Annotated in this window: 25 protein-coding genes and 4 pseudogenes; 17 read left to right on the forward strand and 12 right to left on the reverse strand. The window is 58.6% G+C overall.

Annotated features, from left to right (window positions below):
* Positions 1-160 precede the first annotated feature (160 nt).
* Positions 161-442 (forward strand): substrate-binding domain-containing protein, encoded by a 282-nt coding sequence (locus tag DY251_RS16415; protein ID WP_116624990.1) that lies wholly within the window; start codon positions 161-163, stop codon positions 440-442.
* 290 nt (positions 443-732) lie between these two features.
* Here DY251_RS16415 and DY251_RS16420 read toward each other — a convergent pair whose 3' ends face one another.
* The gene (locus DY251_RS16420; protein WP_116624991.1) at positions 733-1,764 is read right to left on the reverse strand and encodes a GlxA family transcriptional regulator; all 1,032 of its coding nucleotides are present in this window, start codon (positions 1,762-1,764) and stop codon (positions 733-735) included.
* 143 nt (positions 1,765-1,907) lie between these two features.
* Here DY251_RS16420 and DY251_RS16425 point away from each other — a divergent pair, with 143 nt between their 5' ends.
* Entirely contained in the window at positions 1,908-2,975 is a 1,068-nt protein-coding gene (locus DY251_RS16425) for a GlxA family transcriptional regulator (protein WP_116624992.1), read from the forward strand.
* Between the two features lie 270 nt (positions 2,976-3,245).
* Here DY251_RS16425 and DY251_RS16430 read toward each other — a convergent pair whose 3' ends face one another.
* The 7 genes from DY251_RS16430 to DY251_RS16460 are packed head-to-tail and all read right to left on the reverse strand — an operon-like array spanning position 3,246 to position 11,697.
* On the reverse strand, positions 3,246-3,494 hold the full coding sequence (locus DY251_RS16430) for a hypothetical protein (RefSeq protein WP_116624993.1): 249 nt from the start codon (positions 3,492-3,494) through the stop codon (positions 3,246-3,248).
* 33 nt (positions 3,495-3,527) lie between these two features.
* Positions 3,528-4,979: an NAD-dependent succinate-semialdehyde dehydrogenase gene (locus tag DY251_RS16435; RefSeq protein WP_116624994.1), complete on the reverse strand. Its 1,452-nt coding sequence runs from the start codon at positions 4,977-4,979 to the stop codon at positions 3,528-3,530.
* Between the two features lie 22 nt (positions 4,980-5,001).
* The gene (locus DY251_RS16440) at positions 5,002-6,033 is read right to left on the reverse strand and encodes a quaternary amine ABC transporter ATP-binding protein (protein WP_116624995.1); all 1,032 of its coding nucleotides are present in this window, start codon (positions 6,031-6,033) and stop codon (positions 5,002-5,004) included.
* Positions 6,020-6,910 (reverse strand): ABC transporter permease, encoded by an 891-nt coding sequence (locus tag DY251_RS16445; protein ID WP_116624996.1) that lies wholly within the window; start codon positions 6,908-6,910, stop codon positions 6,020-6,022. The genes DY251_RS16440 and DY251_RS16445 overlap by 14 nt, the downstream gene beginning before the upstream one ends.
* A gap of 60 nt (positions 6,911-6,970) precedes the next feature.
* Positions 6,971-7,978, reverse strand: coding sequence for an ABC transporter substrate-binding protein (locus DY251_RS16450; RefSeq protein WP_116624997.1), 1,008 nt, complete (start codon positions 7,976-7,978; stop codon positions 6,971-6,973).
* A 53-nt stretch (positions 7,979-8,031) separates the two neighbouring features.
* Entirely contained in the window at positions 8,032-9,615 is a 1,584-nt protein-coding gene (locus tag DY251_RS16455; RefSeq protein WP_116625025.1) for a GMC family oxidoreductase, read from the reverse strand.
* A 42-nt stretch (positions 9,616-9,657) separates the two neighbouring features.
* Positions 9,658-11,697 (reverse strand): oxidoreductase, encoded by a 2,040-nt coding sequence (locus DY251_RS16460; RefSeq protein ID WP_116625026.1) that lies wholly within the window; start codon positions 11,695-11,697, stop codon positions 9,658-9,660.
* Between the two features lie 125 nt (positions 11,698-11,822).
* On the opposite strand from DY251_RS16460, the gene DY251_RS16465 reads away from it, so the two are divergent.
* The 5 genes and pseudogenes from DY251_RS16465 to DY251_RS16485 form a co-directional block, all read left to right on the forward strand.
* Entirely contained in the window at positions 11,823-12,791 is a 969-nt protein-coding gene (locus DY251_RS16465) for a LysR substrate-binding domain-containing protein (RefSeq protein ID WP_245416005.1), read from the forward strand.
* A gap of 164 nt (positions 12,792-12,955) precedes the next feature.
* Positions 12,956-13,390: an IS66-like element accessory protein TnpA gene (tnpA, locus tag DY251_RS16470; protein ID WP_116624999.1), complete on the forward strand. Its 435-nt coding sequence runs from the start codon at positions 12,956-12,958 to the stop codon at positions 13,388-13,390.
* Positions 13,387-13,741: pseudogene (gene tnpB, locus DY251_RS16475) on the forward strand (IS66 family insertion sequence element accessory protein TnpB). The gene tnpA and the pseudogene tnpB overlap by 4 nt, the downstream one beginning before the upstream one ends.
* Before the next feature lie 67 nt (positions 13,742-13,808).
* Positions 13,809-14,805, forward strand: a pseudogene (gene tnpC, locus DY251_RS16480) (IS66 family transposase); the annotation flags it as partial.
* 46 nt (positions 14,806-14,851) lie between these two features.
* Positions 14,852-15,139: pseudogene (locus DY251_RS16485) on the forward strand (ATP-binding cassette domain-containing protein); the annotation flags it as partial.
* Here the strand turns inward: DY251_RS16485 and DY251_RS21655 are convergent.
* The gene (locus tag DY251_RS21655; RefSeq protein ID WP_199498867.1) at positions 15,055-15,369 is read right to left on the reverse strand and encodes a hypothetical protein; all 315 of its coding nucleotides are present in this window, start codon (positions 15,367-15,369) and stop codon (positions 15,055-15,057) included. The pseudogene DY251_RS16485 and the gene DY251_RS21655 sit on opposite strands and share 85 nt — an antisense overlap.
* Before the next feature lie 235 nt (positions 15,370-15,604).
* On the opposite strand from DY251_RS21655, the gene DY251_RS16495 reads away from it, so the two are divergent.
* Positions 15,605-15,991, forward strand: coding sequence for a hypothetical protein (locus DY251_RS16495; RefSeq protein ID WP_116625001.1), 387 nt, complete (start codon positions 15,605-15,607; stop codon positions 15,989-15,991).
* Entirely contained in the window at positions 15,988-16,512 is a 525-nt protein-coding gene (locus DY251_RS16500) for an RES family NAD+ phosphorylase (RefSeq protein WP_116625002.1), read from the forward strand. The genes DY251_RS16495 and DY251_RS16500 overlap by 4 nt, the downstream gene beginning before the upstream one ends.
* A 35-nt stretch (positions 16,513-16,547) precedes the next feature.
* On the opposite strand, the gene scpB is transcribed toward DY251_RS16500, so the two are convergent.
* Both scpB and DY251_RS16510 read right to left on the reverse strand, forming a co-directional pair.
* The gene (gene scpB / locus DY251_RS16505) at positions 16,548-17,279 is read right to left on the reverse strand and encodes an SMC-Scp complex subunit ScpB (RefSeq protein WP_116625003.1); all 732 of its coding nucleotides are present in this window, start codon (positions 17,277-17,279) and stop codon (positions 16,548-16,550) included.
* Positions 17,280-17,281: 2 nt separating this feature from the next.
* Entirely contained in the window at positions 17,282-18,235 is a 954-nt protein-coding gene (locus DY251_RS16510) for a DUF1403 family protein (protein WP_116625004.1), read from the reverse strand.
* A 231-nt stretch (positions 18,236-18,466) separates the two neighbouring features.
* Here DY251_RS16510 and DY251_RS16515 point away from each other — a divergent pair, with 231 nt between their 5' ends.
* The 8 genes from DY251_RS16515 (at position 18,467) to repC (ending at position 25,333) form a co-directional block, all read left to right on the forward strand.
* Positions 18,467-18,721, forward strand: coding sequence for a type II toxin-antitoxin system VapB family antitoxin (locus DY251_RS16515; protein ID WP_116625005.1), 255 nt, complete (start codon positions 18,467-18,469; stop codon positions 18,719-18,721).
* Positions 18,721-19,125: a type II toxin-antitoxin system VapC family toxin gene (locus tag DY251_RS16520; RefSeq protein ID WP_116625006.1), complete on the forward strand. Its 405-nt coding sequence runs from the start codon at positions 18,721-18,723 to the stop codon at positions 19,123-19,125. Before DY251_RS16515 ends, DY251_RS16520 begins: the two co-directional genes overlap by 1 nt.
* Positions 19,115-20,266: a site-specific integrase gene (locus DY251_RS16525; RefSeq protein ID WP_116625007.1), complete on the forward strand. Its 1,152-nt coding sequence runs from the start codon at positions 19,115-19,117 to the stop codon at positions 20,264-20,266. Before DY251_RS16520 ends, DY251_RS16525 begins: the two co-directional genes overlap by 11 nt.
* A 101-nt stretch (positions 20,267-20,367) precedes the next feature.
* Positions 20,368-20,718 (forward strand): MbcA/ParS/Xre antitoxin family protein, encoded by a 351-nt coding sequence (locus DY251_RS16530; RefSeq protein ID WP_116625027.1) that lies wholly within the window; start codon positions 20,368-20,370, stop codon positions 20,716-20,718.
* Positions 20,719-20,726: 8 nt separating this feature from the next.
* On the forward strand, positions 20,727-21,218 hold the full coding sequence (locus tag DY251_RS16535; RefSeq protein WP_116625008.1) for an RES family NAD+ phosphorylase: 492 nt from the start codon (positions 20,727-20,729) through the stop codon (positions 21,216-21,218).
* A gap of 463 nt (positions 21,219-21,681) precedes the next feature.
* Positions 21,682-22,884 (forward strand): plasmid partitioning protein RepA, encoded by a 1,203-nt coding sequence (gene repA, locus DY251_RS16540; protein ID WP_116625028.1) that lies wholly within the window; start codon positions 21,682-21,684, stop codon positions 22,882-22,884.
* A 79-nt stretch (positions 22,885-22,963) separates the two neighbouring features.
* Complete coding sequence (repB, locus tag DY251_RS16545; protein ID WP_116625009.1) at positions 22,964-23,941, forward strand: plasmid partitioning protein RepB; 978 nt, start codon at positions 22,964-22,966, stop codon at positions 23,939-23,941.
* A gap of 153 nt (positions 23,942-24,094) precedes the next feature.
* Complete coding sequence (gene repC, locus DY251_RS16550; protein ID WP_116625010.1) at positions 24,095-25,333, forward strand: plasmid replication protein RepC; 1,239 nt, start codon at positions 24,095-24,097, stop codon at positions 25,331-25,333.
* Between the two features lie 58 nt (positions 25,334-25,391).
* On the opposite strand, the pseudogene DY251_RS16555 reads toward repC, so the two are convergent.
* A pseudogene (locus DY251_RS16555) lies at positions 25,392-25,550 on the reverse strand (dihydrofolate reductase family protein); the annotation flags it as partial.
* Positions 25,551-25,643: the final 93 nt, after the last annotated feature.

Below are 25,643 nucleotides of genomic sequence, written 5' to 3' on the forward strand. Positions count from 1 at the left end.
GAGCGTCTTCGCGGATACCAGGAAGGGCTGGCCGCCGCGGGCATCGCCTATCGCGGGGAATTGGTCTTCGCACGACCGTCGACAAGATTGGCGGCTATCGCGCCGCACAGCAGGTGCTTGACCTCGCTCCCACGCCGACGGCGATTTTCACCGTAACAACATGACGGTGGTTGGCACCATGCAGGCGTTCCGTGAGCGCGGCTTGTCGGCACCCGACGACATGGCGCTGGTCACGTTCCGTGAGCGCGGCTTGTCGGCACCCGACGACATGGCGCTGGTCTGCTTCGATGAAGTCGAGCATCTGGCGGTGCTTTCGCCATTCCTGACCGTGATCGACCAGCCGGCCGATACATTCGGCAGCCTCGGTGCAAGGTGCTGCTGGAACGCATTTCCGGCAAGGCGGGCAAGCGTAGCCGGCGCATCGTGCTTTAGACTGACCTGATCGTCAGGGTGTCGTGCGGATCGAAAAGCGGGGTGCCGACCAGGCCCGATCGGGTATTTGCTGCTCCCACCTGATGTGAGGCCGCCAGTCCCAATCTTCGTCCGGTGCGGGTACCAAGGGCTTGCTTTCCTTCTGGCCCTGAAAATCTGGCGCGTTGATTTTCACCTACATGCTGCGTCCCAGGGCGGCGGAGCGGATAAAGCGCAGTAATTCGCCAAACAACTCGCGAGGCGCGCCGCGCAGCAGATAGGACCTCGGTCTAAATAGCAGTTGCGCCTGCACCGCCAAGCTCACACCGCCACGGCCGAATGCCCCAACAGGGACTTGCGGAATTCCTGCGGCGCGATCGAGAAGCGGCGCCTGAACATTCGACTCAGATGCGAGGAATCGCAGAAGCCGCTTTCGGCCGCGATCGAGGCGATGGACTTGTCCGTGTTCTCCAGAAGAAAGTGAACGAGCGCGAGCCGCAGTTCCATGAACGCTGCAAAGGGAGAGCTGCCGAGCGCATCCCTGAAACGCCGCTCGAGACGGCGCTTGCCGACTTTGAGTTGGCGGGCGATTTGTTCGATGGAAAGCGGCATGTCCAGGCATTGCTGCATCAGAAGCAGCGCCTTGTGCACGATGGGGTCGCTTGTCTGGAAGTCGAGCGCGAAGCCTGGCTGCAGCGTCTCTCCTTTCTCCACGTCGGGGATCATCATGATGTGCAGGCTCTTTGTTGCCTGCGCCCTGCCAACGTGCCTTTCGATCAGAAACGCGGCCAGGTGTGCGGTGCTCGCGCCGCCTGCACAGGTGAGACGGTCGCGGTCAACCACGAAGATCTGATCCGATACCGGTCTCAGCCCATCGAACTGAGACCTAAAATCCTCATAATGGAACCAGCTCACGCAGCCCCGATACCCCTTCATCAACCCGGCGCGGTAGAGCACGAATGTGCCGGTGCACAAGCCGACGAGCGGCACACGGGCGGCAGCGGCTTGACGCAAGAAGGCGTCAATCTGCTCGTCGTTGCGTTCCATCTCGTCGATCAATCCACCCACCACGACGATATAGTCGAACCGGGTCGGGTCGCCGAATGTCTCCTGCGGCTGAACAGTAATGCCGCTGCTCGACGAAATGGGCCGCATGTTGGGGGCGATGACGCTCCATTTGCATCGGATGGGGCGGCTGCGGTCGCCCTCGTCGGCGGCAAGGCGCAGCACATCCACGAAGTTCGCGAAGGCGCACAAGGTGAAACGCAGGCAAAGCACGAACCCGACCGTCAAACGAGCCTCGCGCACGAGGCCCGTGTCCCTGTGCAGGCGAAGCGAGTGCGTTGTCGTCATCGGACTGTGTCTCATATCTACCGTAAGGATGTCGCAACCATTCTTTCCATGTGGAAGGCTTGCGTCAATACTTGTCTCAAATAGCGCCGTTGCCCCGGAAGCCGGAATGCAGGCGGACACTGCCATCAGGGGATCTAAAATTCATGGACCGGATTGACGGCCGATCGCGCCTGTTTGTGTTCTATCTCGTGCCAAATTTCACGCTGCTGGCATTGTCCTCGGCGATTGAAGTCCTCAGGTTGGCAAACGCGGTCGTAGGCGAGGATGCATATTCCTGGCGGCTGGTCTCTGCCAATGGCGACAAAGTCACGGCGAGTTGCGACCTCACACTCGATGTCGACAGCTCAATCGCAGAGGAGCGGCGGCTTCTGTCCGATGCACAGCGGCCCTTCATGGCAATCGTCTGTGGAGGATTGCACATCGAGGATCATGTTAACAGAGCAGCGGAGGCGTGGTTGCGGGAATGCCGGCAACGGGCTGTTGCGATCGCGAGCTTGTGCAACGGCGCCCATATGCTCGCGTGTGCAGGTCTTCTCGAAGACAGGCGCTGCACCATTCATTGGGAGAACTTTCCCGGCTTTGCCGAACGGTTCCGGAGCACTTCGGTCAGCATGGTACTCTACGATGTAGACGGCGGCGTCCACACCTGCGCCGGCGGTACGGCCTCGATTGACATGATGCTCAGTGTCATCAAGCACGATTACGGGGAGGCGGTGGTAACAGGAGTGTGCGAGCGTGCGCTCGTTGACCGCGTACGCCAGCCGACGGATCGTCAGCGTCGGCCCTTCGCAACACGCGTGGGTCGGATTAACCCGAGTGTGGCGCTGCTCATTGAGAAGATGGAAGACAATCTGATCGAACCACTCGATGTGGAACAGCTTGCCGCGGCGGTGAAGCTTTCCCGACGGCAGATCGAGCGGCTTTTCCAAAGCGAAATGGGTTCTTCTCCCGCCCGCTATTACATGAAGCTCCGTCTTGAACGCGCAAGGCTTCTGCTGCTCCAGACCACAATACCGATCGTTGAGGTGGCCGTCGCAAGCGGTTTCGTGTCCGCCTCGCATTTCTCCAAATGCTACCGTGAGGTATACGACTGCTCGCCGCACGCAACACGGAACCTGAAAGTGGTGACGCCCGCGCCCTGGCCGGTCGGAACCTGGCCGGAGATGCCCAACCAGAGGCATTCGGGCGCTTTGATCGATAGGGCGGCTTAGGAAGACAGCGGTCGACAACGATGGCATAGACCACATCGACGCGACCCGCCCCTTCCTGCAGATAGATGGCTGTAGAATTTCGATCCGGGTTCGCTTGCCAGCCGTCATTTGGTTCAGGCCGAGCTCAACAGTGGAAAGCTGAGCATCGCTTTTAACAAGGAGATGCCCTGTCCGTTGGCCTACTTTGTGGTATGCCCCCAACCTGCGTTGGAAAGTCCTATTGTGCAGGCCTTTCGCAACTGGCTATTCCAGGAAGCCAACATCAGGCTATCAGATCATCTGGCCGGCCGCGTGCAGTTTCGCCTTCACATAAGCAAGGGTGCCTTCGTACTCCCAGAGTTCTACTGTATCATGCGGACAGGAGATGAATATATAGTCTTCGGTGAATGACAGAATGCGATCAAGCTTGATTACTTTCTCTTTGAACGTGGGATCGTTTAGCTCTGTCGTGAGCTTTTTGTCTCCGTCGTACCCACGAACGACACTAACGGCACGAATAGACATGGATATGTAAGACATCTGTTCTCCTGTACGGAACGCTTGTAGTGGCGGTTACCAATTCGCGGCTTGGGTCACGAGTTTGGTGTGAAGGTAAGATTCTATCGCGTTGTAGCCACCCTCTGAGCCATAGCCCGAGTCGTTGATGCCTCCGAAAGGCAGTTCCGGCAACGCAATACCGTTGTAGTTGATCGAGGTCATCCCAGCCTCAATTCGATTGGCCATCTCATGCGATGAAGCGAGGCTCGAGGTAAATGCATATGATGCGAGTCCAAACGGCAGGCGATTGGCTTCGTCGATGGCATCATCAATCGTGCGGACACTTTGCATAATTGCCACAGGACCAAACGGCTCTTCATTCATAATCCTGGCATCTTGCGGCACATCGGCGAGAACGGTGGGTTCAAAAAAGAACCCCTCGTTTCCGACGCGCTTGCCGCCATGGAGGACTTTCGCGCCCCGAGCAACTGAATCGGTAATGAGCTCCTCTACCGCTGCACGCCGGCGCTCATGAATAAGCGGTCCCATTGTCGTCGACGGGTCAAGACCATTTCCGACGTTGATGTTTCTGGCGAAGGCGACGAACTGATCTACAAAATTCGCGTAGGTCCCTTCCTGAACCAGAAATCGAGTCGGTGCCACGCAGACCTGGCCAGCATTTCGATACTTTCCGGTGGCCAACACTGATATTGCCCGCGGCACGTCGGCATCATCTAGAATGATTGCCGGTGCGTGACCGCCCAGTTCCATGGTTGACAGCTTCATATGTCGGCCAGCGAGCGACGCTAGATGCTTGCCGACGGCCGTCGAACCGGTGAACGAAATCTTTTTGATATTGGGATGGGGGATCAGAAACTCAGAGACTTCGCTGGGCACACCGAATATCAAGTTGAGGGCTCCTGCTGGGACGCCGGCATCCAAGAATGCTTTGATAAGTTCGGCCGGCGCAGCAGGCGTCTCTTCGGGTCCCTTCACCACGATCGAGCATCCTGCCGCCAAGGCCACAGAGATCTTGCGTACCACCTGATTTATTGGAAAGTTCCAAGGCGTGAAAGCGGCAACCGGGCCGACTGCCCGGCTGATAGTCATGTTTAACACACCGGACAGTCTGGAAGGTATGGTTCGGCCATAAGCTCGGCGCATCTCGTCCGAAAACCATTCGATAACGTCGGCACCGGCGTTCAGTTCTGCTTTCGCCTCAAGAAGCGGCTTGCCTTGTTCCAGCGTGAGCAACGGGGCAATCAGATCTACTCGCGACCGCAGGTTCTGCGCAGCGTCGCGCATTATTGCGTACCGCTTCAACAAAGGCATCCCGTTCCAGGTTTTGAGCCCCGACAGAACGCACTCCGCCACCTCGATCAGGTCTTCTCGCGAGGCTATCGCAACTGATCCGATCTCTGCTCCAGTCGCTGGATTAAGGACGGCAGCGTATCGGCCACCGGTCGGGGGGCGCCAGGTTCCGTTGATAAGAAGGTCCGTGCGTGGGTAATCAATTCGTTCAATCATAATGCGGTTCCAGATGTTTGCTTCATCGAACGGTCAGGGCTATTGCGGCTTTCAGGTGGAGAGTTCCTGCCGGGGACTCCCGCTCATCGAGCACGCAAACGCTTGCTGTTTCGTGCTCCGCCATCGTTTTCAGGGCGGCCTCAAGCGTCGTTCCCAATGGCACGGTCAAACCAGGTCTAGTTGTCCCACCGACCCACGGCACCATGCCAGCTTCAACCCGAAGATAACGTCCCCGGTTGACCTCCCCAACAAAGCTTTTGACATAGTCTGTCGCCGGTTTGGTCAATATCTGTTCCGCAGTGCCCTGCTGGACGATCTCGCCACTTTTGACAATAGCTATCTGATCGCCAAGGCGTAATGCTTCGTCTAGATCATGAGTGATGAAGACGATCGTCTTACGGAGGTCTTTCTGAAGTTTTAATAAAATGTTCTGCATGTCGACGCGGATGATTGGGTCTAGTGCAGAGAACGCCTCATCCATCAGAAGCAACGGGGCATCCATGGCTAACGCCCGCGCCAAGCCAACCCGCTGTTGCATACCACCAGACAACTGGCTTGGGTACCGCTTCTCATATCCCTCAAGGCCTACACGCTTGAGCCATGTCATGCCGCGATCAACTGCGTCGCGAACGTGAGGTCGTCTGAGCGACAGACCGTAGATGACATTGTCCAGCACCGTTCTGTGGGGAAGCAAGGCGAACCTTTGGAAAACCATCGCGGTCTGGTACGAGCGAAATCTTTGCAGCTCGGCGGGACTTAGGCTCATGACGTCGACGCCGTTGACGATGAGGGAGCCTTCGGTCGGGTCGATAAGGCGGTTGAAATGCCGGACGAGGGTCGACTTGCCCGAGCCCGACAACCCCATTATGACCTGGATCGAGCCTGACGGGATCCGAATGTTGACGTCATTAAGAGCGACAACATTGTTGGTTCGCTTTAGGATCTCTTCCTTAGTGACGCCATCTCGAAGCAGATCAATAGACTTGTCTGGGTCCGGTCCGTAGATTTTGTACAGACTTGTGACTGCAATAGAACACAAATTATCGGGAGCCATTCTGGGCTCCTATATGTTTTTGCAGCCGAGCACCGTATCCCTGTGTGATCCGGTCGATCGCCATCGCTATGCCTACAATCGCGAGCCCATTGAAAATGCCAAGCGTAAAGTACTGGCTGTTGATCGCTCTTAGCACCGGCTGACCAAGACCTTGAACCCCAATCATCGATGCAATAACGACCATGGCAAGCGCCATCATTACTGTCTGGTTCACGCCGGCCATGATGCTTGGCATCGCGAGCGGCAATTGAACGGTCCAGAGCTTCTGAGAATGCGACGCGCCAAACGCGTCCGAGGCCTCTAAAATGTCGGCGTCTACCGTGCGTATCCCCAAGTTGGTAAGGCGGATCATCGGCGGCACAGCATATATCACGACGGCGATTAGCCCTGGCACACGACCGATGCCTAGCAACATTACCACAGGGATAAGATAGACAAAACTTGGCATGGTCTGCATCACATCAAGCAGAGGGTTGATCGCGCGTTGCACCCGATCAGATCGAGCCATAAGCACACCGATCGGTAGACCGGCAACAATGGCGATCAGAGTGCTTACCAAGATCATCGACAGCGTCTTCATCGTGTTTTCCCACATGTCGAAGAGCCCGATGAGAACCAGCGTGCTAGCCACGAACAGGCAAACGCTTAGTTTGCGTGTCGCTAGCCAGGCCACCAAAACACATGCCGCTATGACGACGGGCCAAGGTGCATTTGTGAACATCCGTTCGCTGGCGTTCAGAAGGAACGCCAAGGGCGAGAAAATCCACTCGATGGTATCTCCATAGCTTCTGGTGAAGTTTAGGAAGCTTTGATCGACCGTCTGCTTGATTGCTCGCAATAGATCGTCGTTAAGTTGGGGAAAGTCCTTGCCAAACATGCTTGGTATTCCTTCGAAAAAGGTAGGCTCGGCAGTGGGAGGCTGCCGAGCCGTTGGGTGTCACAGGGACTGACGGATCTTCTCAGCCGCGTCCTGTGAGACCCATTTGGACCAAATCGGCTCATTGTTCTTCAAGAAGTATTTCGCGCCGTCCTCGCCTGGAGCCTGGTTGTCAGTCATCCACGCAAGGACTTTGTTCACCGTGGCATTGTCCCAGGTGCGTTTGTGCAAATATTCCGTCACGCCGGGTGTGGCGCGTTTCGCGAAATCGGCGGTGATGACCGTCTCGACCTGATCCTTCGGCCATGCGTTCGGCTTGGGATCTTCGCAGGTCGCAACGGTGTTGCAGCGCTTCCATTCCGCTGCATCGTGGGGCACGCCGAAGTCAAGCATGACCATGTCATATTTCCCGAGGATCGCGGTCGGGCTCCAATAGAGACCAAGCCAAGGCTGCTTGCGCTCGTAAGCCCTAACTAGCGAGCCATCCAGGCCGGCCGCAGAACCCGTGTCTACGAGAGTGAAGTTTGCCTTTTCGCCACCATAAGCCTTGAAGAGCTGGGCCGTTACCCGCGTGCCACCCCAACCCTGCGGACCATTGTAGACCGCTCCCTTGGATGGGTCATCGGGTGACGGGAACAGCTCCGGGTGCTTCATGGCGTCGAAAATTGATTTAATTTCGGGATGCTTGTCGGCAAAATAGCGCGGAATAAACCATCCGTTCTGCGCGTCGTCCAACAAGGCCTTGCCCATAACGACGAGCTTGCCTCCGTCGATGCCTTTCTGAAGGGTGTCGGGCAACAAACCAACCCAGCCTTCCGAGACCACATCGGGTTGTTGTTTCTCAACCATGGAGGCGAAAGTCGGCACTGTATCGCCGGCGACGAGTTGTGCGTCGCAACCGTAACCGTGCTTGAGAATGTACTGGTCAAGTGCTCCAAGAACCTCAGCGCTCTGCCAGTTCATGCTGGCGATCGTGACGGTTCCGCAATCGTCAGCGAGAGCTGGCGCGGCTGCACCGCACAAGGTAAGCGCGGCGAACGCGAGCGCTGTTTTGGTAAAAACTCTCATTTTTCATTCCCTTCTGTTTGAGGTTGCTTTGTTGAGGCATTGGGAACACTCCCTTAATTGCCCAGTAGAAACTCGGAGCATTTCTCTCCGATCATTATGCAAGGGGCATTGGTATTTCCGCTGACCAGTGTCGGCATTACCGAACCATCAGCGACACGCAGACGGGAAACCCCCCTCACCCGCAGTTGCGTATCCACGACAGCCATTTCGTCCGCGCCCATTTTGCAGGTGCCTACCGGGTGATAGACGGTCTTAGCTGCACGTCGGATGTACTCGACGACCTGGTCGCGGGATGTTGCTGATGAGCCTGGAGAAAACTCCGAGAAACCAAGCTTCTGAAATGCCGGTGAGGACAGAATTCTTCTGCCTACTTCAATGCCTCGGAGGAGAGTATCAACGTCATCGTCGGTGCCGAGCGTGTTGGCTCTAATCACAAGCTGATCTGACATAGTTCTGCTGGCCAGCGTGACTTCACCCCGAGATGTCGGGCGGAGGACGCACGGATTGATCGATATTCCGTGATAAGGCATCGGCGTACGGTTGGCGTCACCCACGAGGGCTGGGGTCACGTGGAACTGAATGTCAGGCCGACCACTGCCGTTTGTGTCGAGGAACCCGCCACTTTCGACAATGTTTGAGGAGAGGACCCCTCCTCCCGTAAGCAAATAGATCAGCGCGTTCTTGAGCGCGGCTAATCCCTTGTCCTGTCGATAAAGCGAGATTTTTCTATCCGTGACGCCGTGAACTGAAGCCGCTACGTGATCCTGGAAGTTCTTTCCGACGCCAGGCAGTTCCCGGATCACCGGAATGCCGAAATCTTGCAGGTGCTTACCTGGTCCAATCCCAGAGAGCATTAGGAGTTTCGGGGTGTTCAGCGCCCCAGCACACAGGATGACCTCCTCATTGGCTCTCGCAAGCGTCGCTGCACGTCCGCCAACTCGATAATGGACACCGGAGGCGGCGCCGTTCTCGAGGAAAATTGCGCTAGCTTCTGCTCCAGTGCGGATGGTCAGCAGGGGATTGCTGCGGACCTGTTTTAGATAACGGCCTGCCGTCGAGCCGCGGCGACCGTTCAGTGTTGTCGTCTGATAGAATCCGAAGCCTTCTTGGGCAACACCATTGAAATCTTCATTGTACCGATACCCGGCCTCCTGGGCAGCCCGCAAGAACGCGTAACTCAAGGGGTGGCGATAGCCGCTGTCAGAAACGGCCAGCGGTCCGTCCGTGCCATGATAGCGGTCAGCGTACTTTTGGTTCTGCTCACACTTCTTGAATGCCGGAAGGACTGACTCATAGTCCCACCCCTTACATCCCAGATCGGCCCAATCATCGTAGTCTTGCGCTTGGCCGCGGATATAGATCATCGCATTGACAGATGAGCCTCCACCAAGCGTTCGCCCTTGAGGAATTGTGAGGCTTCTATTTCCGGTCCCGGGCTGCGGCTCTGTTTTGAACATGAAGGTGCGCTTAGGCTTGATGGCCTTTACGAAACCACCTGGGACCTGGATGAAAGGGTCGTTGTCTTTTGGGCCGCACTCCAAGAGCAAGACTCGCTTTGCTGCCAAGACGAGGCGGGTTGCGACAACACATCCCGCCGACCCGGCTCCGACAACAATGTAATCGTAGGTTTCTTCCATGTTTTTCGCCAACATATGTACTGTTAGTATTTTCACACAAAGCTACAAAGTGGTGCAAATCCTGGCCGCGTCTAACACAGCCGCGTAGATGTTCCTACTCGCCGCAGCATCTCCAATCATATAAAGACTGTAGCCTTGACCGGCTGATACTGGCTGAGCTGCACCGGCTGCAAAGGCATCAATGTCGATGAAGCCTTGGTTGTCAGAGCCATCTCGCAAGGCCTTAAAAAGTTCGTCGTTTGGGGTGCTACCTTGGTCGGAAATGACCATGTCGACGAATATGGTTTCGACTTCACGCGTTATCTCGTCCACGAGCACGGCGCTGATCGCGAAATTCGGTTTACTCAAAGAAACTAGCCGTTTCCCGAATTTGTAATCGACGGGCTGACGAGCCAACCGTTTGCGCCAATAGAGGCGTTCCGCATAAGTCAGTTCTTCGCCAATTTGCTGGTCGATGGACACAAACAGCGGTTTAGCGCCCGCCTCGAGAGTCTCGACAAGTGAGAGCAGGGCGGGATGCCGGCCGGTTCCGTCATATACGAGGCAGTTGCCTGTCGGTTTGACCTGCTTAGCGATTACATCCCATGCGCTCGTGCAGAATTCCATTCCTCCGACTTCCATCAGCGGCATGCCACCGGTTGCGACGATGATCACGTCCGCCTGAGGCTCAAGCAAATCTTGCGCCTCGACATAACTGTTGAGGTGCATACGAACGCCCAGTCGTTCAAGCTCCGACACCCGCCAGTCAACGATCGATAGAAGGTCCTTGCGCCAGCCGCGCGCGCCTAGGCGGACTTGGCCACCGAAGTCTGGTGCCGCTTCGTGGATGGTGACGTCGTGGCCACGCTCCGCCGAGATGCGTGCAGCCTCGAGGCCAGCTGGCCCACCGCCGATCACGACAACTGACTTTCGCTTACCGTCGATTTTCGGAATCCTGTAAGGAAGGTATTTTTCCCTACCAGTTGATGCATTGTGTAGACAGGCAGGCTTAGCCGACGATTGGCAATGCGTAGCTCCCACGCAGGGGCGAATTTCCGTTTCACGCCCTTCAATCATCTTTCTAACCAGGTGGGGATCGGCGATTTGAGCACGCGTCATACCCACAAGATCAACCTTGCCGGTGCTCACCGCATATCTGGCAGATGCGAGATCCGATATGCGTGTAGCGTGGAAGACCGGTAGGCCCACCTCACGCTTGAACGCTCCAACTGCCTCTACAAACGGCGCAAGAGGAGTTCCCATCCCCGGCATATTGTCCTCGGACAAAGCTCGGTAGGTATCCATAGTGCCGTAAATTGCGTTGAAGAAGTCGACGGAACCATGGTTCTTGAACAAGAGCGCGGCCGCGATGCAATCATCGGCCGTCATCCCTTCTTCCTCATTTTCATCGATGCTCAGACGCAACCCAACGATAAAGGTGTCGCCGACTGCCTTGCGAATGGCTTCGTGCACCATCAGTCCAAAGCGAGCGCGGTTCTCAAGCGATCCGCCATATTTGTCGGTTCGGCGGTTGGTAGTTGGAGAGAGAAATTGGCCTATCAGGTGAGAGGCGGCCATGGTTTCTATTCCGTCAAGACCACCATCTCTGCAACGGCGGGCGGCGTCCGCATAGCTCGTGACGACACGCCGGATGTCATTTTCGTCCATTTCCCGCGGGATGTTGCGGTGCAGCGTTTCGCGGATGACAGATGGCCCAATCGTGGGCAGGCGATCGCCGATGTTGGCGTCGCCCCGGCGTCCAAGGTGAGTGATCTGGCACATGAGCGCCGCACCTTCTCGATGCATGCGCTCGCTGAACTCGATCAAGTAGGGAATGATTTCGTCCGTGCCGACATTCAGCTGGCGGAACACATTGGGCGAGTCCTTCGCAACATTGGAAGATCCGCCAAACATGGAAAGGGCCAGACCGCCTTTTGCCTTCTCCTGATGATAGAGTTGGTAGGCTTCAGCGGGCATCCCGTTAAGCTCAAGACCACAGGCATGGCTTGTGCTTATAATACGATTTCGAAACGTTACCGACTTGATCGTCAACGGCGTTTGCAAAGGATCTTTTGCGGGGACAGTCCCCGGTTCTTTATGCATCTTATTCCTGCCCACGGGGTGCCGTTTCTAGCCGGCGGTTCCCTGATCTGGGCAAAACCTAGACCACAATTCATCTTGTCCAAAGTGAGATTAACGCCTAGGAATATGCAATAAACGCATAACCAATGTTCTTTGCCGCCTATCCCATTCATCCGCCCCGAAACGCACAACTATGCAGCCTCCGATGGTCCAGTAAGCACATGAAACTTCTGCAGTTATCGGCCTTCAGGGAGGTTATGCTCACAGGCACGGTTAGCGGCGCGGCTGCCATGCTTGGGCGTAGCCAGTCGGCAGTCAGCCGGATTTTGGTGTCCCTCGAAGAAGAGCTTGGCGTGAAACTTTTCGCGCGAAGACGCGGACAGATCATGCCGACGGAAATCAGCTATCAGCTTCTTGACGAAATTGAGCGAGCTTACAACTCTTTCGACTCCCTAGCGAGCGCAGCATCCAGGCTCGCAAAGAAAGGCGGCGGCCATCTTCAGATCTCGGTCATGCCGGCTCTCGGCATCACATTCGTTCCTCTCGCGCTACAGCGGTTTGCTAAAATCTATCCCAACGTAAGGGTTTCCGTCGATGTTCGAATGTCACGCGAGATCGAGGAGCGTGCTGTTGCGCAATCCATCGATTTCGGACTCGCTGAATTGCCACTCAAGCGAACCGGCGTCGAAGTCGACCTCTTCAGTGAATCGGCGTATGTCTCGATTGTTCGATCGGATCACCTATTGGCCCGCGGAGATGCTATCACCGTCGAGCAATTGCGTGACGAGACAGTAATATCTTGGCCTTCCTTTAACCGGGCCCGGCAGCTGCTCGATCATGCGTTTCACTCAATAAACGCGTCGGTCAAGGCCACGCATGAAACCAACTTCTCGATCACGGCCTTCGAAATGGTGCGTTGCGGGTTGGGTATCGCCATAATAGACCCCTACACCGCCCACTACGCCGCCCGGGAAGCGGTCGCGGTTCTACCATTTGAGCCGAAGTTGGCGTTCCAGGTCGGCATCATTAGGCCATCCAGCAAGCCGCAGACAGAGGCAGCTCGATCGCTGATCTCAATAATGGCCGAAATGCGTGATGAGATTGGCTTGAAGTAACAAGCTTAGGTAAAATCGGAGCGCACAGGTTAAGATAGCCTGCAGTAGGAAAATCATCTCACCACCGTGTCCAATATTTCGTAAGCGCTGTTGTGGAGCCACCTTTCGGGAGTCGTCGCGATCTGTGAGGTTGTCGGTTCTGTAATGGGATCGGAGATCGGCTTGTGTCTGGACTTGACCTTACGCTTGACCCGGAGCGGCAGCTTCGGCGTTTCGAGGTGATCAACGGTGCCGGCGGTCGGCGTCACTGGTCGGTGGATGACAAGGCGCGGATCATCGCGGAGACGCTGGAGCCGAACGCAATCATTTCCGAGGTCGCCCGCCGGTATGGCCTTAGGCCGCAGCAGGTCTTCGCCTGGCGCCGCGAAGCGCGCAAACAGGCCGCTTCGGTGCAGCAAGATCCTCCTGCCTTTGTGCCGGCGGTTTTGGCGGCGGCGGAACCTGTAGCCAGCCGTTCACCGAAGCAGCGGAAACGGCAAGCCACCCGAGATGCCGGCATGATCGAGCTTGAGATCGACGGCATTGCGATGCGCGTCGGCCGGGGCGCCGATACCAAGACGGTGGCCGCAGTGATCCGTGCGCTGAAGGCGACGTCGTGATCGGGCCGACGGGTGGGGTCAAGGTAATGGTGGCGACGAAGCCCGTCGACTTCCGCAAGGGTGCGGAGGGATTGGCGGCGCTGGTGCGAGAGACAATGGGGGCCGATCCGTTCAGCGGGGCCGTCTACGTCTTCCGGGCGAAGCGGACTCCGGATCAAGCTGATCTTCTGGGATGGCACCGGCGTTTGCCTTTATGCCAAGCGTTTGGAGGATGGGGAGTTCCGCTGGCCGAAAGTGCATGACGGCATCATGCGGCTGACGGCCGCGCAGCTCTCGGCGCTACTCGAAGGTCTCGACTGGCGGCGAGTCCACGAGCCGCGCCGGACCTGCGTTCCGGTTCAGGCGGGCTGACCCGCGACGAAGTGAACCAGCCTGGATTCCGCTGTCGCGGGCTGTCGGCGAATGGCCTGATCCGGTCATGGCGATGACGGCTGACCAGCTTCCCGACGATCCGGACGCGCTGAAGGCGATGGTCCTGGCACGCGACGTCGAGAATGCCCGCCTGGTCCAGATCATCAAGGAATTGCAACGTCACCGCTTCGGCCGAAGAGCTGACACGCTTCCCGAGGATCGGTGAGGACGTGAGCGAGCGGCTCGACATCGTGCCGGCGCAGTTGCGTGTGATCGTCGTGCGCCGGCCCAAATATGCCTGCCGCGCCTGCGAGGATGTGGTGGTTCAGGCTCCGGCGCCGGCCCGGCTGATCGAGGGTGGTCTTCCGACCGAGGCGACGGTCGCCCAGGTGCTGGTCTCCAAATATGCCGATCATCTGCCGCTCTATCGTCAGGCGCAGATCTACGCCCGGCAGGGCATCAATCTCGATCGCTTTACGCTCGCCGACTGGGTCGGCCGCGCCGCCTGGCACCTGCGTCCGGTGCATGAGCGGCTGCTTGGCAAGCTGAAGTCCTCGCCAAAACTCTTCGCCGACGAGACGACCGTGCCGGTGCTCGATCCCGGCCGAGGCAAGACCAAGACAGGTCAACTCTGGGCCTATGCGCATGATGATCGGCCATGGCAGGGAGCCGACCCGCCGGGCGTCGCCTATGTCTACGCACCCGACCGGAAGGCCGAGCGTCCGATCGCCCATCTCGCGGGCTTCACCGGAATCCTGCAGGTCGACGGCTATGGCGGCTATCGTGTGCTGGCCGACAAAAGCGGCGTCACGCTCGCCTTCTGCTGGGCGCATGTCCGTCGGCGCTTTTATGAACTGGCAGCAGCCGGTCCCGCGCCGATTGCCAGCGAGGCGCTGAGACGGATTGCCGAACTCTACAAGATCGAGGACGCCATCCGCGGCCGATCGGCCAACGAGCGCCGCGCGATGCGTCAGGACAAATGCCGCGCCATCGTCGCCGATCTCGAACCCTGGCTGCGCGAGAAACTCGGGCTGATCAGCCAGACCAAGCGAGCGGATCTGCTGGCTGACAGCGGGCTCAGAAACCAAGAGTTCAGCCGCCGCAACGGTGAGGATCGAGATGAGCAAGGGCTTCATCGACCGCTATCCGGCAGAGCTTTCAGGCGGGCAAAAACAACGAGTGGCGATTGCACGGGCTTTGGCGGCAGGGCCGGACGTCATCCTCTGCGATGAACCGACCTCAGCGCTCGATCCGCTAGTAGCCCAAGGCATACTGAAGCTGTTGATGCGCCTACAGCGTGAATCCCAGCTTTCCTATATCTTCATTACCCACGATATTGCCGTGGTGCGCGCCATAGCTGACAGCGTCGCCGTCATGCATCGCGGTAAGTTGGTGCGCATCCCGTCGTGAACTTCATGCCTGAAGCCGAAACGCTTTATGATTTCGAGATGCTCGTGGTCAGCCAGGAATTCGCGCTCGTCTTTGAAGATGCAGAGGCAACCCTCGGCACTGAGCATATGTGCCAGTCCGGCCTTCTTCAGAAGCGCATCCAGATCCTCATGCACTCGCCAACGCAAGGCTGCGCCCGCCGCTTCCAGTTCTCGAAGCTTCGACGGTTTGCTTGCCATGACGAACCGCCAGAACCAGGGGATGAGCTTCGGCGCATAGGTGTTGACGCAGCCATGTCCGCGTCTGGTAGACGGAAAACGCCAGCAAAGTGACCGAGATGGCGCGTCGCTGCCGTTAGCAACCGCTCGAGAATGAGGAAGGACAGGCAGTGCGCTGGAAGGGGTCAGGCCTCCGTTCACTTGCTATGCGTTAAAATGTGCATATATTGTGCGTATGAGAGGTCGGAGAATTGTCATGGCCCACGCACAGCTAGCACATTCCACGGTGATCTCGGGCTTTGTCGATAGCCTGCAGGAGCCGCGCACACCCTATATCTCGCCGAAGCGCCTGTCGCAGGCGCTGGGCGTGAAGGTTGCCAATTTGGCCCAGTTGACCGGCGTCCACCGCAACACGCTTCGTAACCCGTCATCGGAGCGCTTGCAGGGTCGGATGCGCGAAATGGTGAAGGTGATTTCGGCTGCGACGGAGCTCACCGGCGACGTCGACAAGGCGATCTACTGGTATCGCAACGAACCTATCGCTGACTATAGCCATCGCACGGCGGCCGAACTCGTCGCCGACGGTCAGGTCGAAGCGGTTCTGGCGTTCATCCGGGATCTCGAGAATGGGGCGCGCGGGTGAAGGTCACCCGCGTCGGCCCGGACGAGATCTTTCATCGCTATCTGACACCCAAATGGGCTTTCCTGCCCACTAGCGGTGCAGGCGCGGCGATGGACGGCGGTCGTTTCAACCGGCCAGGGGTCGAAGCACTTTATCTGTCGCGTTCGACAAAGACGGCGCTTGATGAATACAAGCAGGGCGCCAGCATCACCCCGCCCGCCACCCTTGCGGCATACAAGATCACGCTCGCCGAGGTGGCCGACCTTTCGCAGGGGTTCGACCCGGACAGCTGGGACGGCGCCTGGAGAGAATGGGACTGTGCCTGGCGCCAGATCGCTCGCATCGACAAGAAGATCCCGCCATCATGGAAGCTCGCGGACCTGATCATCACGGCCGGGCTCCGCGGTATCTTGTTTCCGTCGCTGCGCCACGCCGGCGGCACTAATCTGGTGATCTTTCCGGCCAACCTTGTCGAAGGCGATCACGTCGCGGTCCATGATCCCGATCGGCGGCTGCCGCACGACCAGTCGTCCTGGCCGTAAACCTCCGACCGGAGCGTCGCAACACGCCAATCCATTTAGGCCGTCTCGTCTCCAACGACATCGACCCTTTCTTCTTCCTCTTCGCCGTCCGCTTCCCTGCTTGCCAGCCCAACCGGAATATCGCCGGCCAGCAGCTTTTCCTTCGACAGCAGCCCGGCGTCCTCGAGCGCCTCGAAATCCGGCAGCTGGCGCAGCGTGTCGAGCCCGAACTGCGACAGAAAATTTTTGGTCGTCACATAGGTATAGGGCGAGCCCGGCTGCGGCGAGCGCGGACCCGAGGCGATCAGGTCCTGCGCGCGCAGCACGCCGATCAGGTCGCGCGACACCTCCTTGCCGAAGAAGGTCGACAGCTCGCCGCGCGTGATCGGCTGGAAATAGGCAATGCACATCAGCACGAGCGCCTCAGATTGCGACAGCTCTCTTGATCCCTCGGCGCCCTGCCCTGCGGCAGCGCCGAATGCGGAACGGATGACGTCGGCAAAGGCTTTTTTGGTCCGGTGCTGCCAGCCGCCGGCGACCGCGACCAACTCATAGGGGCGGCCGGCGAGTTCGGCTCGAATATCGTCGATGATCAGCTCGAGATTGCAGTTTTTGCCGACGACGCGCGCCAGCACCTCGCGCGACACTGGTTCGCTGGCCGCAAAGACCACTGCTTCGACGCGGCCCATCCATTCGCGCCAGCGCAGTTCTGGCGGCAGGTGGTCCAATTCCGTGTCGAGCAGCGCCGGCTGTTCGTTTGGCTTTTGGCGAGCGGACGCTTCGCTCATCGCTACAGCCCGAACAGTCGGAATGTGGGGCGGCCGGAGAGCTCGCGCACGGCTTCCAGTTGCTGCAGCCGTTCGAACAGCCGCCGCGATGCAAAGCGCGACAGATTCTTGGTCGTCAGCGATCCGGAGACGGCGTCTTCACTGAGTAGCAGAAAGATTACATCGCCGGCGCCTTTGGCGCGCAGTTTCGGCGCCACCGCCAGGAGCTTTTCGGCACGACGCGACAACTCGGCGGCCAGCCGACAGGAGTCTGCCGCCGCCGTAACCAGCGCCAGGCAAACCGCGCGCTCGAAACTTTTTTCGCCGGGTCGGATGCGCCTGCCGCCACCGACTCCGGCGCGGAGGGCTGGAGCAAAAACCTGCGCCGTCAGCAGCGGCAGCGGCTGCGGCCAGCGCAGGCTTTGCGCCAGCACCAGGTCGGCCAGCCACCACGCAAGAAGCTCGCAATCCGGTCGCACGGTGACCACGTGAGTGGCGATCGCCGCAGCGGCGAATGGCGCCGGCCGCTGCGACCCCGCTAGGGTAGTGACCTCCACGCAAAGCGCTGCGAGCGCGGCACCGTCCCAATGGAGTCCGACCAGCTCGACGATCTTGGCCAAACGATCGGCGGTGGCGACGGGCGGCTGCAGCGCCAACTGCAGCCAGGCGCCAAAAATAGAGCCGGCGGGACCGGGATCGGCGCCGGCCGGGCGCAGGTACCAGGCGTCGCGAAGGGCGGCCTCGTCTTCTGAGCGACCGGCGAGCCGCATGCTGGCGGCGGCGCAGCGAAGCGCCAGCCGCTGCCGCCAGGCGCCGGCCCAGCTGGTTCGCGTGCGGGCGAGCACGTCGAGCGCACCCAGCGCGGCGCCGGTCTGGAAGGCGGCGTCGGTGTCGCTGAGGGTGCCGGTGGCGAGCGCCCAGGCTGGCACGGTCGGTGGCGCAGAGGAGCTGGCGGTCGCGGGATCGAGGCGAATCATGATTTAGAGAGTAAAGTGCTGGTGCGCTTTTCGCCATGATCTTCATACCAAAACGCACAGGCTGTCGTGGCGACACAACGAATGATAATGTTGCATTATCGTTCGTACTGTTTTGCAACCGAGACCACCCGCTAGACCAGCGATGCACAGTTCCACGCAAATCATGAAAAAGGCGTGCATTTGCGCGCAAAATGAACTAGGTAGAATGTAGCAATTTAGGTAGAAAGCACAATGGCTCTCAGCATCAAGGATCCGGAAACAGAGCGTCTTGCGCGCATGCTGGCTGAACGTACCGGTGAATCGATCACCCAAGCCACCAAGCGCGCGCTGCAGGAGCGGCTGCGCCGAAATGGATCGGATGTGCGCAAGGAAGCCCTGATCGAAGACCTCGACGCGATTCAGCGACGCTGGAACGCTTTGCCAGTGCGCGATACCCGCACCTCTGACGAAATCATAGGGTATGACGAGAACGGATTGCCCTCCTGATGGTCATCGATACCTCCGCGATCGTCGCGATTGCATTGAACGAACCAGATGCAGCAGCCCTGCGACAGCGCATTTTCGACGATCCCGTTCGGCTGATATCAGCGGCAACAGTTCTGGAGACCGCAAGCGTGATCGAGACGCGTCTGGGTGATGCTGCGGGTGGAGATCTCGATCTGTGGCTGTTGAAGGCCGAGGTCGAGATCGTGGCGGTTTCCGCCGAACACGCGGACCAGGCGCGCCGAGCCTGGCGCAGATATGGCAAGGGTCGCCATCCGGCCGCGCTCAATTACGGTGACTGTTTTTCTTATGCACTGGCGAGGCTGACAGGCGAACCATTGCTGTTCAAGGGAAGCGACTTCTCACAGACTGACATTGCTATCGTTGGCGCCGGCAATGACGGCTAGGGGCAAAGATGGCGAAGGTCATGCCGACGACCTGCCCGATATCGTCGATATCGTCATGGAAATGGGGCACACGCCGGATGATGCGGAACCGGCAAGCCAGGTCCTTCGCGATATCGAAGACCCCTCCCCTCCCCTGCCGCGACGTGGTGCGGAACGCCTTCCCGCCCATCTTGAGGACCTTGCAGGACGCGCACGCGGCTATGTCGAGGCGGCGAGTTCCGCCAATACACGGCGCGCTTACGCGTCCGACTGGAAGCACTTTGCCGGCTGGTGTAGACGGCAGGGCTTTTCGCTCTTCCCATCCGATCCGCAGACCGTAGGGCTGTACATTACCGCGCTCGCTTCAGGCCCTGCCAAGGGGGAGAAAAAATCTGTCTCCACCATCGAGAGGCGGCTGTCGTCGCTGTCGTGGAATTTCTCCCAACGCGGGCTGACGCTGGATCGCAAGGATCGCCATATCGCCACCGTCATGGCCGGGATACGCAACAAGCATGCCTCCCCGCCCCGACAGAAGGAAGCGGTGCTACCGGAAGACCTGATCGCCATGCTTGAAGCGCTGGATCGCGGCACCCTGCGCGGCTTGCGCGACCGCGCAATGTTGCTGCTCGGCTTTGCGGGCGGGCTGCGCCGGTCTGAAATCGTCGGCCTCGACGTCGCCAGAGACCAGACTGAAGACGGGCGCGGCTGGGTCGAAATTATGGAAAAGGGCATGCTGCTTGTCCTTCGCGGCAAGACCGGTTGGCGCGAGGTCGAGGTCGGGCGCGGCTCCTCCGACATCACCTGCCCCGTCACCGCATTGCAAAGCTGGCTGAAGTTCGCGCGTATCGTCCACGGTCCGCTGTTCCGCCGGGTGACCGGTCACGGCAAGGCCGTCGGCGCCGAGCGGCTCAACGACCAGGAGGTCGCGCGCCTCGTTAAAAGGACAGCACTCGCCGCGGGTGTCCGCAGCGATCTCAGCGAAAACGACCGGGCAAGGCTCTTTTCCGGTCATTCCTTGCGCGCCGGTCTTGCCTCATCGGCCGAGGTCGATGAGCGCTATGTACAAAAGCAGCTGGGCCACGCCTCCGCCGAAATGACCCGCAAGTATCAGCGCCGTCGGGATCGCTTCCGCGTCAACCTGACAAAGGCGAGCGGATTGTAGAAAACCGCCTTCCCGGCGCCTTTGCCTCTTGCCTTGAATGCCGCTTGAACAGACGCTATATTGCGTCAATAATGATGGCGTATGTGAAAGGAGCGGCAAGCATGGGTATCGCACAATATGCGGACAATGGTGTTTTTGCGCCGCGTCGAATCGCGCAGGCGCTCCAGACGACCAGCGAAGAAATCGCCCGAACTGTCGGGCTTGGCAAGGACGCCATTCAGCGCAAGGACCGGATCAATTCCGACCGGACACAGCGCCGCCTTCGCGAAATGGTCGAAATTCTCAACAAGGTAGAGCCACGCTTCGGTTCGCCGCTGATGGCCTATGCCTGGTATCGTTCGGAGCCCCTGCCCGGCTTTTCCGGCCAGAGTGCCATGCAACTTGTCAAAGCGGGCCGCGCCGACGATGTGCTCGACTATATCGACGCGGTCGATGCCGGCGTACACGCCTAGAGCTTCCCTTGCGTTTTGATGGGAAACTTTACCGGGCACTGAACCCGATTTACGCGCACGAGCCGCTTTCGGGACGTGGCGCGGAGATTTATGGCGGACGCTTCAACTCCAAGGGCCAGCCCGCCCTTTATCTGTCGCTTTCGATCATGACCGCGCTGAGGGAAGCAAATCAGGCGGGCAGCCTTCAGCCGACCACGCTGGTTTCCTACGACGCTTCTATCGAGGGTGTATTCGACAGTCAGGACCCATCTGCGCTTGCCGAGTGGAAAATGGACCCGGCCGCACTTGCCGATCGCTCATGGCGCGACCAGATGAGATCGCAGGGCGAGGCCAGCACCCAGGTTTTTGCGCGGGATCTGTTCGCAGCCGGATACAACGGATTGCTGGTGCGCAGCTTCGCCGCCGGTGCGGGCGCTGATGATCTCAATCTCGTATTATGGCGTTGGGGCGCAAAGCCTCCTGCCCTGCTTTCGCTGATCGATGACGAAGGCAGGCTATAGGCCATCACCGCCGCGGATCATTATTTTCGCGAAAATCAATTCACCCCTCGCCACCTCATTCTAAAACAATCCCTGATGTATCGCAGGGAGAATGATTCGTGACTAACAAAGCCGTTTCGATAGTGAAATGATCCAGCCTGTGCCGACATTTCGCAGCACAATGCGGTCCATGCGGATTTTCAGTGGCTGGCAGTCCTGCCATAAAGCAAAAACCGAGCTACGCTGCGCGCGCCTTGGTCGTTGCGGTTTGACAGCCGTGCAAATGGCCAGAAAACCGAACGAAATCAGTGGGATATCTCGGTCGAAGCCAAATTTCGTCGGCCGAGGGCATCTTCCCCCCGCAACGAGGAAGGCCGTTAACCATCTGTTAAACTTAAATTCCTTGCAGCCTGACGAGAATCGGGCCAAATTCACGCTTGATTTTGGCGTTTTGCCGAAAAAGCGTTATTCGGACCCATCAAATATGAACGTCATGCTCAATCCGGAGCCGGAAGTCGATTTCGACGAGGTCATTCTCTCGCAAGGAGAGCTGATTTCCGACAAGCTGAACATTCTGCGCTTCGAGCAGTACCCACCGAATGCGGCCAAGGGATTGCGCTCCTTTTCGCTTGCCGAGGTCGCGACGTTCCTTGGAAACACCCAGAGCAATATCAAGAAGCTGCATCTGGAAGGCAAGGGCCCTACCCCGCAAACAACACCGTCCGGGCGGCGCACCTATACCGCTCAGCAAATGCTGGAACTGCGGCAATATCTCGATAAGCATGGGCGCAGCGAATCCAAGCGGTATGTTCCGCATCGTCGCGCAAACGATGCTTTGCAGGTCATATCGGTCGTCAATTTCAAGGGTGGCTCCGGCAAAACGACATCTGCTGCGCATCTTGCGCAATATCTGGCGCTGACCGGGCATAGAGTGCTTGCCATCGACCTCGATCCGCAGGCATCGCTCTCGGCCTTGCACGGCATTCAGCCGGAACTCGACCGCAACCCGTCGCTTTACGAGGCACTACGCTATGATGATGCGCGCAGGCCGATTACCGAGCTGATCCGCCCGACGAATTTCCCCGGCCTAGATATTATCCCCGCCAATCTGGAGCTTCAGGAATACGAGTACGACACGCCGCTGATGGCTTCGAAGAACTCGCCGGAAGGGCGCACATTCTATACGCGCATTTCGCAGGCGCTGCAGACGGTCGATGATCGATATGATGTGGTGGTGATCGATTGCCCACCCCAGCTTGGCTATCTCACGCTGACCGCGCTGACGGCTTCCAGTTCGGTGCTGATAACGGTGCATCCGCAAATGCTCGACATCATGTCCATGTCGCAGTTCCTGCTGATGCTTGGCGGCATTCTGCAATCCATCAAGGCGGCGGGGGCGCATGTGCGCCTGAACTGGTTCCGCTATCTGGTGACGCGCTATGAGCCGACGGACGGGCCGCAGGCGCAGATGGTCGGGTTCATGCAGGCCATGTTTGCAAACAACATGCTGCCGGTGCCCATGCTGAAATCCACCGCAATTTCCGATGCGGGCATCACCAAGCAGACGCTGTACGAGGTTGAACGCTCGCAATTCGTGCGCACGACCTATGAGCGCGCGCTCGAAAGCATGAATGCCGTCAATGGGGAGATCGTCCGGCTCGTGCATAAGGCATGGGGGCGCAGATGAGGGCGCATTTGACAGCCGTGCAGATCGGCATTTTGTGCTTTTGCAGCAAGCAATTAGCTGAAATTCGAAGGAGCATCTGATGGCGCGCAAGGGATTGCTCGACAGTGTGATTGCTCAGGACGAAACGCGTAACGATGCAAGCGCGCGCGCCGACTATGCACGACGTGGCGCATCTCGCGCGATGATGCTTTCGCTCGACGAGATTGCGCAGAATTCGACCCGTCTGTTGGAAGGGGAGGCGGTTGTTTCGCTGGACCCGACCGTGATCGACGCCTCGCCGGTCGTCGACCGGATGGAGGTCGAGGACGAGGATTATCATGCGCTGGTGGAAGCACTGCGAGCGGATGGCCAGACAAGCCCGATCCTGGTGCGGCCGCATCCGACCGACCCAAGCCGCTTCATGGTTGTGTTCGGAAGGCGTCGACTGCGGGCGGCGAAGCAACTCGGGATAAAGATCCGGGCCATCGTCAAGCCCATGGAAGATATCGCCGCGATCATTGCGCAGGGTCAGGAGAATTCGGCGCGCGCTGATCTTTCGTTTATCGAGCGAGCACTGTTTGCGCGAAAACTGATCGACCTCGGCCACAGCAAGGAGACGGCGAAATCAGCGCTTACGGTGGACGATACGCTGCTGTCGCGCATGCTTTCGGTCGCGCAAGTCATTCCGGACGCCGTCATCGATGCGCTTGGGCCATCCAAGGGGATCGGGAGAGACCGTTGGGAGGAACTCAAGAAGCTTGTGCAGCGGCCATCCAGCGCCGAAGCGGCAATTCGATATGTGAAGAGCGAGGGATTCCTTCAATCCGATCCGGCGAGGCAGTTCAGTAATTTGCTGTTCGAACTCAAGCAGAAGCCCGCGCGCAAAGGCTCGGTTCAGAAGCTGGCCTGGCAGTCGAACGACAGCAACGCTGCGGCTGAGATCGGCGTGAAGGGCAGGTCGGTGAACATTTCGCTGTTGTCCCGGCAGGGCAACGGCTTCGGTGTCTGGCTCAGCGAGAATCTCGACGATCTTTATCAGACATACAAGCGTTCAAAGAACACGCAAAACGGAGACTGAAACCGCAAAAGAAAAAAGCCCCCGAACGTCACCGCGCGGAAGCTCTTCTCATCGTGTAGCAACCTGAGAATCGCAAATCCACGAATCACTGTCAAGGTGTAGGTCGTCGTTTCGACGAGCGGAATTCTTTTGCCTTATGAGAAGGTAAGAGACATGGAGAGCCATGTAGTATCGACGCCCTTCGGGGCGCGACGGTTATCCTTTGCCATTTTGGCAGGCAATGCCGTTGCGCAGCAATGCCCGAAGGAGGCGCGAGCCGACAAATGGGCGATCATTCGCAATATCGCGGAAGCACGGACCGCGATCGGCGCGACGGACCGCTCAATCGCTTTGCTGAACGCGCTTCTGAGCTTTTACCCGGACAGTGAATTGTCGGGGGAGGGGAATCTGGTCGTGTTTCCTTCGAACGAGAAACTGGCCGCGCGGGCACATGGCATGGCGCCTGCGACCTTGCGCCGACATCTGGCAAACCTGGTCGATTGCGGGCTTGTGGTGCGCCGTGACAGCCCCAACGGCAAGCGGTTCGCCCGAAAAGGGCAGGGGGGCGAGATCCAGCAGGCCTACGGCTTCGACCTCGCGCCGCTGCTGGTGCGTGCGCATGAATTCGAGTGCCTTGCCGAAGAGATGCGCGAGGAACGCCGGCAATTGTTGCAGGTGCGCGAGCGCATGACCATCGCACGGCGCGACGTCTCCAAGATGATTGCATTCGGCCTGGAGGAAGGCATTCCCGCCGACTGGGAGGCGCTGCATGTGCAATACAGGGCGATTATAGGGCGGATTCCGCGCACAGCCACGCGCGAGGAGCTGACGCCGCTCGAAGCGGAACTGGCGCAACTTGCCACGATGATCCGTAACCTGTTGGCAAAGCACGTGAAATCAGAAGAAATAAGCGCCAATGAGTCTCAAAATGAGCGCCACAAACAGAATTCAAACCCACACTTACCCATTGAACTTGAACCTCGCTCTGAAAAAGAGCCGGGCGCGGATGCCGAGCTAACCGATCAGCCTGGCGAACTGCACAAAGGGACGTTTGAAAACAAACCGCCTGCCGGTTATTCGCTTGGGATGGTATTGCGGGCCTGCCCGGATATTGCCGATTATGCCCGCGCCGGAATTGAGAGCTGGGACGATCTCACCCGCACGGCAAATCTTGTGCGCGCTGCCCTCGGCGTCAGCCCGGATGCGTGGAATCAGGCGTGCGAGGCGATGGGCAATGTCGATGCCGCAATTGTGGTGGCGGCGATCCTGCAACGATCCGGGGAAATCAACAGCGCAGGCGGATATTTGCGGGCGTTGACAGACAAGGCGCGTGCAAACGCCTTTTCCGTAGGGCCGGTGCTGATGGCTTTGCTGCGAGCGCGAGGTCGCACCGTCGAGGGCAAGACAGCTTGACCGCCGGTGTCATTTGACGTGGCGAAAAGGGGAGGGGACTGCCTTGCGGAAAGCGCTATCACGCCGGAACGTAGGACAGCCTGACCACGTCCTCGCCCATTTGATCGGTGCCGACAAGACGGAGCCGCGGCAGTGGACCGCTGAAAAACGGCGAGCCGTCGCCGAGCACGACGGGGTGGATGTAGAGACGATATTCATCGATGAGGCCAAGGTCAGATGTCGCTTAGCAGTTAACCGCAAGAATGCGACGATTTGGTTGTGATTGACCATTTAATCATGAGAATCCTGCCTGTGCGATTCTCAAATTAAC

The organism is Mesorhizobium denitrificans (assembly GCF_003403035.1).
Classification (GTDB): domain Bacteria; phylum Pseudomonadota; class Alphaproteobacteria; order Rhizobiales; family Rhizobiaceae; genus Mesorhizobium_G; species Mesorhizobium_G denitrificans.

What these genes read in the sequence shown, in the direction of transcription:
- DY251_RS16415 (WP_116624990.1), top strand. Translation starts at nt 161, where the DNA reads ATGACGGTGGTTGGCACCATGCAGGCGTTCCGTGAGCGCGGCTTGTCG.
- DY251_RS16420 (WP_116624991.1), bottom strand. Translation starts at nt 1,764, where the DNA reads ATGACGACAACGCACTCGCTTCGCCTGCACAGGGACACGGGCCTCGTG.
- DY251_RS16425 (WP_116624992.1), top strand. Translation starts at nt 1,908, where the DNA reads ATGGACCGGATTGACGGCCGATCGCGCCTGTTTGTGTTCTATCTCGTG.
- DY251_RS16430 (WP_116624993.1), bottom strand. Translation starts at nt 3,494, where the DNA reads ATGTCTTACATATCCATGTCTATTCGTGCCGTTAGTGTCGTTCGTGGG.
- DY251_RS16435 (WP_116624994.1), bottom strand. Translation starts at nt 4,979, where the DNA reads ATGATTGAACGAATTGATTACCCACGCACGGACCTTCTTATCAACGGA.
- DY251_RS16440 (WP_116624995.1), bottom strand. Translation starts at nt 6,033, where the DNA reads ATGGCTCCCGATAATTTGTGTTCTATTGCAGTCACAAGTCTGTACAAA.
- DY251_RS16445 (WP_116624996.1), bottom strand. Translation starts at nt 6,910, where the DNA reads ATGTTTGGCAAGGACTTTCCCCAACTTAACGACGATCTATTGCGAGCA.
- DY251_RS16450 (WP_116624997.1), bottom strand. Translation starts at nt 7,978, where the DNA reads ATGAGAGTTTTTACCAAAACAGCGCTCGCGTTCGCCGCGCTTACCTTG.
- DY251_RS16455 (WP_116625025.1), bottom strand. Translation starts at nt 9,615, where the DNA reads ATGGAAGAAACCTACGATTACATTGTTGTCGGAGCCGGGTCGGCGGGA.
- DY251_RS16460 (WP_116625026.1), bottom strand. Translation starts at nt 11,697, where the DNA reads ATGCATAAAGAACCGGGGACTGTCCCCGCAAAAGATCCTTTGCAAACG.
- DY251_RS16465 (WP_245416005.1), top strand. Translation starts at nt 11,823, where the DNA reads ATGTTCTTTGCCGCCTATCCCATTCATCCGCCCCGAAACGCACAACTA.
- DY251_RS21655 (WP_199498867.1), bottom strand. Translation starts at nt 15,369, where the DNA reads ATGGCAAGCAAACCGTCGAAGCTTCGAGAACTGGAAGCGGCGGGCGCA.
- DY251_RS16495 (WP_116625001.1), top strand. Translation starts at nt 15,605, where the DNA reads ATGGCCCACGCACAGCTAGCACATTCCACGGTGATCTCGGGCTTTGTC.
- scpB (WP_116625003.1), bottom strand. Translation starts at nt 17,279, where the DNA reads ATGAGCGAAGCGTCCGCTCGCCAAAAGCCAAACGAACAGCCGGCGCTG.
- DY251_RS16510 (WP_116625004.1), bottom strand. Translation starts at nt 18,235, where the DNA reads ATGATTCGCCTCGATCCCGCGACCGCCAGCTCCTCTGCGCCACCGACC.
- DY251_RS16515 (WP_116625005.1), top strand. Translation starts at nt 18,467, where the DNA reads ATGGCTCTCAGCATCAAGGATCCGGAAACAGAGCGTCTTGCGCGCATG.
- DY251_RS16520 (WP_116625006.1), top strand. Translation starts at nt 18,721, where the DNA reads ATGGTCATCGATACCTCCGCGATCGTCGCGATTGCATTGAACGAACCA.
- DY251_RS16525 (WP_116625007.1), top strand. Translation starts at nt 19,115, where the DNA reads ATGACGGCTAGGGGCAAAGATGGCGAAGGTCATGCCGACGACCTGCCC.
- DY251_RS16530 (WP_116625027.1), top strand. Translation starts at nt 20,368, where the DNA reads ATGGGTATCGCACAATATGCGGACAATGGTGTTTTTGCGCCGCGTCGA.
- repA (WP_116625028.1), top strand. Translation starts at nt 21,682, where the DNA reads ATGAACGTCATGCTCAATCCGGAGCCGGAAGTCGATTTCGACGAGGTC.
- repB (WP_116625009.1), top strand. Translation starts at nt 22,964, where the DNA reads ATGGCGCGCAAGGGATTGCTCGACAGTGTGATTGCTCAGGACGAAACG.
- repC (WP_116625010.1), top strand. Translation starts at nt 24,095, where the DNA reads ATGGAGAGCCATGTAGTATCGACGCCCTTCGGGGCGCGACGGTTATCC.